Raw genomic sequence first — 5257 nt, forward strand, 5'->3', positions numbered from 1 at the left:
TAGGCGATCTTGAGCGCCCCCGCACAGATGAGTGGCCACCCGAATGGGCTGACGGCCAACATCCAGCCAGCGAGCGCGGGGGAGAGCGAGGCTGCGAGGCTTCGCGGCACGGCGGTGACACTCGCCGCGGCGGGCCGCTCAGCCGGTTCGACGACCGCCATGACGTAGGAGGACCGGGTCGGCACGTCCATCTGCGACAGCAGACTGCGTGCAATAAGCAACGCCACTGCAATGGGCAGCGTCGGCGCGATGGCGGCGAGGATTAGGAAGACGCTGGATGGCAGGTGTGTGAACACCATCGTATTCACCAGCCCGAAGCGCGTCGCGAGCCGGGCCGCCGCGAAGTAGGACAGGGACGAGCAGACCCCGGTAACGAAGAAGATCGCCCCCGTTGCCGTCACTGACAGGCCGAAGCGCTCGAACAGCCATACGGCGAGGAGCGAGTTCACGATAAAACCACCGCCAAAGGCATCAACGGAGAACAGCGTGGCGAGGCCGTAGATCCGCCTTCGCGAGGGACCGAGCGCGGCAGAGGGGGGACCTTCTCCGGTCCGTACCTCCGGCATGCCCGCATAGACGAACAGGGTGACCAGGCCTATGCCGCCGTAGAGCAGGAACAGGGCGCCGCCCACGTCGGCTCCTGGGAGGATCACCTCGATCCAGTCGAGCGCGCCGATCGCCAAAGCGCCCAAGGCGGCCCCGATGGAACCGACGAAGCTGTAGCGGGCGAAGGCACTCGTGCGCTCCTGATCCGCGACGGATTGGGCGATGATGGTGTGCTCCATGGGCAGGAACACGCTCACGTCGCCGCCCGAAGGGTTGATGGTCCCGACGAAGGCAAGGAGCAGGAGCGGCCAGAAGTCCTGGAGGACGCCGAAGCCCAAGCCGGTCCCGGCCATCAGCAGCGCGGCGGCCAGCAGCCCCTGGCGGAGCCGCAGCCGGTGCACGATGGTGCCGAAAGCCAGAGTCAGCAGCGCCGAACCGAGAAGGGTGCTCGTGGCAATCAGCCCGATTTCTGCCGGGCCGTAGCCGAGCCGACCGAGGTGGATCGGCAACAGGATGGCGACATACCCGTCACCGAAGGCCCTCAGGCCGCGCGCGGTCAACACGCGGTTGTTCATCGCACCATCGCAAGCTGGCAATGCCGGATTTGTCTCTGATGGCGTGCCTGCGGCTTCGGACATGCGGGTCCCCTGCAGCTGCGCTCAGTCCAACGCCTTCGCGCGGTCAGCGCAACGGCTGCACCTCCAGGGCGTCGAAGTGGGTTAGGCTGTCAGCCTTGGTCCAGACACCAACCTGCCCCGCCTCAGAGAAGGTCCGGTCCGTCGCGGTGAAGAGCTCGTGCGCATCCAGAGAGACCGCGAGCCGGTCGCCCTCAATCCGCAAAGAAAGCGTCTGCCAGCGGTCGCGGGGCACCGGTGTGTCGGCGCCCGCGAACTGGATCCGGCGACCGTCGACGACACGGTACAGGCGGACGTTACCCTCCAGCGCGTTGGCCCTAGCGATGTAGTAGTTCCGGGGGTCGCGTAGCCGCACCACCAGCCCGGCTGCCTGATCCACCGTGCCGGAGACTGGCCTGAAGCGCACGGAGACCGCGACATCCATCGCTGTCGTCCCTTCCAGAATGGCGAGTGGGAAACGGTTGTCGGTGCGATCCTTGCTGATCTCGGCCAGCACCCTCGGTCCGGCCGGGGAGGACGGATCCTCCACCACGACCCAGCGCACCGGTCCGCCGCCGCCGGTCAGGGCAGAGGAGAAGCCGGTCGGCGGCGCGCCGACCACCGCGTCCTCGAAATCGAGGCGCCGTGGTTGAGCCTGAGCCGCGGCACGCTGCCCAGCCAGCGCCAAGCCCACCCCGGCGAGGAGCAAGGGGCGCCTGTAGACGAGCACTCTCTCGGGTCGCATGGCGGACCAACCTACCCAGCGCGTCGGCTGTTTGTGCGGTCAAGCGCCGCGCGAAGGCCGCGTCCCAGCTTCTCGGGGTCATCCACGCCCCAGAAGTGCATGAAGAAGATCCGTGGCTCGTCGTTCAGCATGTGGTTGTGGATCGCCGTGACCTCGATGCCGTGCTCGACCAGCGCCCGTTGCACCGGCACGATCTCCTCGGCGGTCAGGACGAAGTCGCCGGTGATCGCCCCCTTGCCGTTCCCGGCGGTCTGGAGGTTGATCACGGTTGCGGAACCCATCGCGGAGGGCACGTCCAAGCCGCCCTCCCGCACCGGCTCGGCCCGCGGCACCGAGACCCCGTAGACACCGCCAGCGATTCGGCCTTCGCGGCCGAGCGCCCTGGCGAAGGCGGCGGTGTCGAGACCCTCGATCCGATCCTGGCCCGCCGGTCCGGCAGCCCCCTGCATCGGAGTCGCTGTCTGCTGAAGCGCGCGGCGGAGCGCCGTGGTCAGCCGCGCTACGTCGCTGTGCCCGCCAACATGGAGATACATCGTCGCGGGCTGGGCGCGCAGCAGGTGGTTGTGGAGCGCAGTCACCTCGATCCCGCCCTCGGCCAGGCGACGCATCACCGGCGCGATCTCCGTCTCGAGCAGGACGAGGTCGCCCATGACCATCAGCGCCTGTCCGTGCTCCCGGAAGGCCAGCCAGGAGCCGAGCGCGAGGCCAGGACGGATCTCCACGCCATCCAGCGTGACCTTCAGGTCGGCGCGCGGCAAGGAGACGCGCCACACGCCCCCGGGCTGCTCGGTGCCCGGCTTGCCGAGAACGTCGTCGACTGTGCGGCGCCAGTCGGCATTGGGCGTGCCGACCTGCTGCGCCGTCGTTCCGCCTGGCTGGACAGGGGCGTGCCCCTGCTGGGCAACGGCGGGTACCCCCGCCGCGGCCAAGAAAGTCAACCCGACCAGGGCTGACCGACGCTGCCTTGCATAGGTCATCGGTGTCTCCTCCGTTGCTTTGTCAGCAGGAAGTCCAACCCTCAGCCGAGGGCAAGCTTGGCCACGAGCCCAACCGCAGCCGTGACGCCAAGGGTTCGCAGCAACCCGAGCTTGAAGTGGAACAGGCAGACCGCCGCGAGAACGGCGAGCGCCAGGGCAAGCGGATCCAGGCTGCCGAGCACGGGCATGTCCAGGGCCATCGGGCCAAGCTCCACCCGCCGCACCTCGGCGAAGATCACCCGGAGGCCGAACCAGAGCGCCAGGTTGGCGATGACGCCCACCACCGCCGCCGTCACCGCCGCCAGGGCACTGGTCAGCTCGCGGTTGGAGTGCAGCCGCTCGACGTAGGGCGCGCCGAGAAAGATGAAGGCGAAGCAGGGCGCGAAGGTGACCCACACCGTCAGCACCGACGCCAGGATGCCCCAGAACAACCCGCCCTGGCCGTAGCCCGCCAGGAAGCCCACGAACTGCAGGACCAGGATCAACGGCCCGGGCGTGGTTTCCGCGAGGCCAAGGCCGACCAGCATCTGGTCCGGCGTCAGCCAGCCATAGCCCTGCACCGCCTCCTGCGCGACGTAGGCCAGCACCGCATAGGCGCCACCGACCGTGACCACCGCCATCTTCGAGAAGAACCAGGCCACATCAGCGAGGACACCGCCGCGGGTTGCCACCAGCACCGCGACCGGCAGCAGCCACAGGCCGACCCCGATCCAGCCCGCGCGCCATGCCTGGGCCGCCAGGCGGGCCGGGCGGCCCGGATCCGCCGCCAGCACGACGTCCAGGACGGCGGGCGGACCATCCTGCGCATCACCGTGGCTGCCGCCCTTGAATGCGCCGGGCGCGAAGTAGCCGATCAGCGCGGCCGTCAGCACCACGAGCGGGAAAGGTAGGCCGAAGGCGTAGAGCGCCACGAAAGCGGCCGCGGCGAGCGCCCAGGCCGGGTTGGTCTTCAGGGCGCGCCGGGCGACGCGCAGCAGCGCCTCGACCACCAGCACCAGCACCGCGCATTTGAGGCCGAAGAACAGGGCCGAGACGACCGGCACATTGCCCAATGTCGCGTAAAGGATGGAGAGGCCTAGCATCACCGCCATGCCCGGCAGCACGAACAGTGCTCCCGCCGCAATGCCGCCCCGAACCCCGTGGAGCAGCCAGCCAAGATAGGTGGCGAGCTGCTGCGCCTCCGGCCCGGGGAGGAGGTTGCAGAAGCTCAGCGCGTGCAGGAAGCGGGCGTCGGAGACCCAGCGGTGCCGGTCCACCACTTCTCGGTGCAACATGGCGATCTGCCCGGCGGGGCCGCCGAAGGACAGCAGGCCAATCTTCAGCCAGACCCGCAGCGCCTCCCCGAAGGACGGCAGGCGCGCCTCGCCTCTCGCGGGCATGCCGGACGGGGCGGCGGCCTCGAGCGCGACCTCGCTCATGCCACCGTCTCCGCCCGGGCGCTCGAGGTCGCCCCGGGCCAGTTGTGCGTCTCGGCGACCGCGTCCCGGCTCCAGCGGTAGAAGGCGTCGTACAGGGACATGGCGGCGTCGAGCTGGGCCAGGTCGTCCCGGTACATGCGCGACAGCCCGAGCGAGGCGGCCAGCAGGCCCGCCGACTGCGGGGTGAGGTCGGGCCGGTCGGTGTCGGCACCGCGGACGATCATGGCCAGCCGGGAGAGGGGTTCCGACTTCAGACCGAATTCCTCGACCATGGTGTCGAAGGTGCAGCCCTCCCCCCGATGGCTCCAGAAGACGTCATCGATGTCGAACGGGGTCGCGCCGAAGCGCTCAGCGACCATCCGGACCTCGGACGGCGCCACGAAGAGGAACACGGCTCTCGGATCGACGAAACGCCGGATGAGCCAGGGGCAGGCGATGCGGTCCACCTTCGGCCGGGACCGGGTGACCCAGACGGTGCGGCCCTGGGGATCCGGGTTCGGGATGCGGTCGGTCCGGAGAAGAAGCCCGTTCGTCGCCGCCCAGCCCCCAAATCCGCCCTCCAGCACCTCGGCCCTGGCACCTGCGTGGCGAAGCCAGGCGGCGGCGCCCTGGCTGAGCTTCAGGCCGCGCTGGCAGACGACGACAACGGAGCGTCCGGCGAACTCGGCGACCCAATCAGGGGCTGACGTGGCGTGGCGCAGGATCGACGTTGGGATGAGCCGCGGGTCGGCCGAGAGGTCCTGCCCGGTGCGGACATCCAGGATGACCGGCGCGTCGGGCAGGCCAATGAGGCGGGAAAGCTGAACGGCAGTGATGGTGTCGGGCGCAGGCATGGCGCGTCCTCTCCCCTCGGTTTGGGATTGCGGACGCGATACTTCAGCCGAAGCCTCACGGGGCAATCGCGGTTCCCCTTGAGGCGACGGTGGCCCTCTCCTGCTGGGAGTGTCAAGCGGCAGA

At 69.4% G+C, this 5257-nt stretch carries 5 protein-coding genes; all 5 read right to left on the reverse strand.

Annotated elements, in window-relative coordinates:
- Nucleotides 1-1184, reverse strand: a 1184-nt coding sequence (locus tag J8J14_RS24310; RefSeq protein WP_245216145.1) for an MFS transporter, incomplete at its 3' end; no start/stop codon positions are given.
- Between the two features lie 43 nt (nucleotides 1185-1227).
- On the reverse strand, nucleotides 1228-1869 hold the full coding sequence (locus tag J8J14_RS24315) for a hypothetical protein (protein ID WP_209382118.1): 642 nt from the start codon (nucleotides 1867-1869) through the stop codon (nucleotides 1228-1230).
- A 47-nt stretch (nucleotides 1870-1916) separates the two neighbouring features.
- A complete protein-coding gene (locus J8J14_RS24320; RefSeq protein ID WP_209382120.1) occupies nucleotides 1917-2882 on the reverse strand; it encodes a DUF1259 domain-containing protein in 966 nt (321 codons plus the stop codon).
- Between the two features lie 41 nt (nucleotides 2883-2923).
- Nucleotides 2924-4300, reverse strand: coding sequence for a chromate efflux transporter (chrA, locus tag J8J14_RS24325; protein WP_245216146.1), 1377 nt, complete (start codon nucleotides 4298-4300; stop codon nucleotides 2924-2926).
- Entirely contained in the window at nucleotides 4297-5133 is an 837-nt protein-coding gene (locus tag J8J14_RS24330; protein WP_209382121.1) for a chromate resistance protein ChrB domain-containing protein, read from the reverse strand. Before J8J14_RS24330 ends, chrA begins: the two co-directional genes overlap by 4 nt.
- Nucleotides 5134-5257: the final 124 nt, after the last annotated feature.

This window comes from Pararoseomonas baculiformis (genome assembly GCF_017813395.1).
Taxonomy (GTDB): domain Bacteria; phylum Pseudomonadota; class Alphaproteobacteria; order Acetobacterales; family Acetobacteraceae; genus Roseomonas; species Roseomonas baculiformis.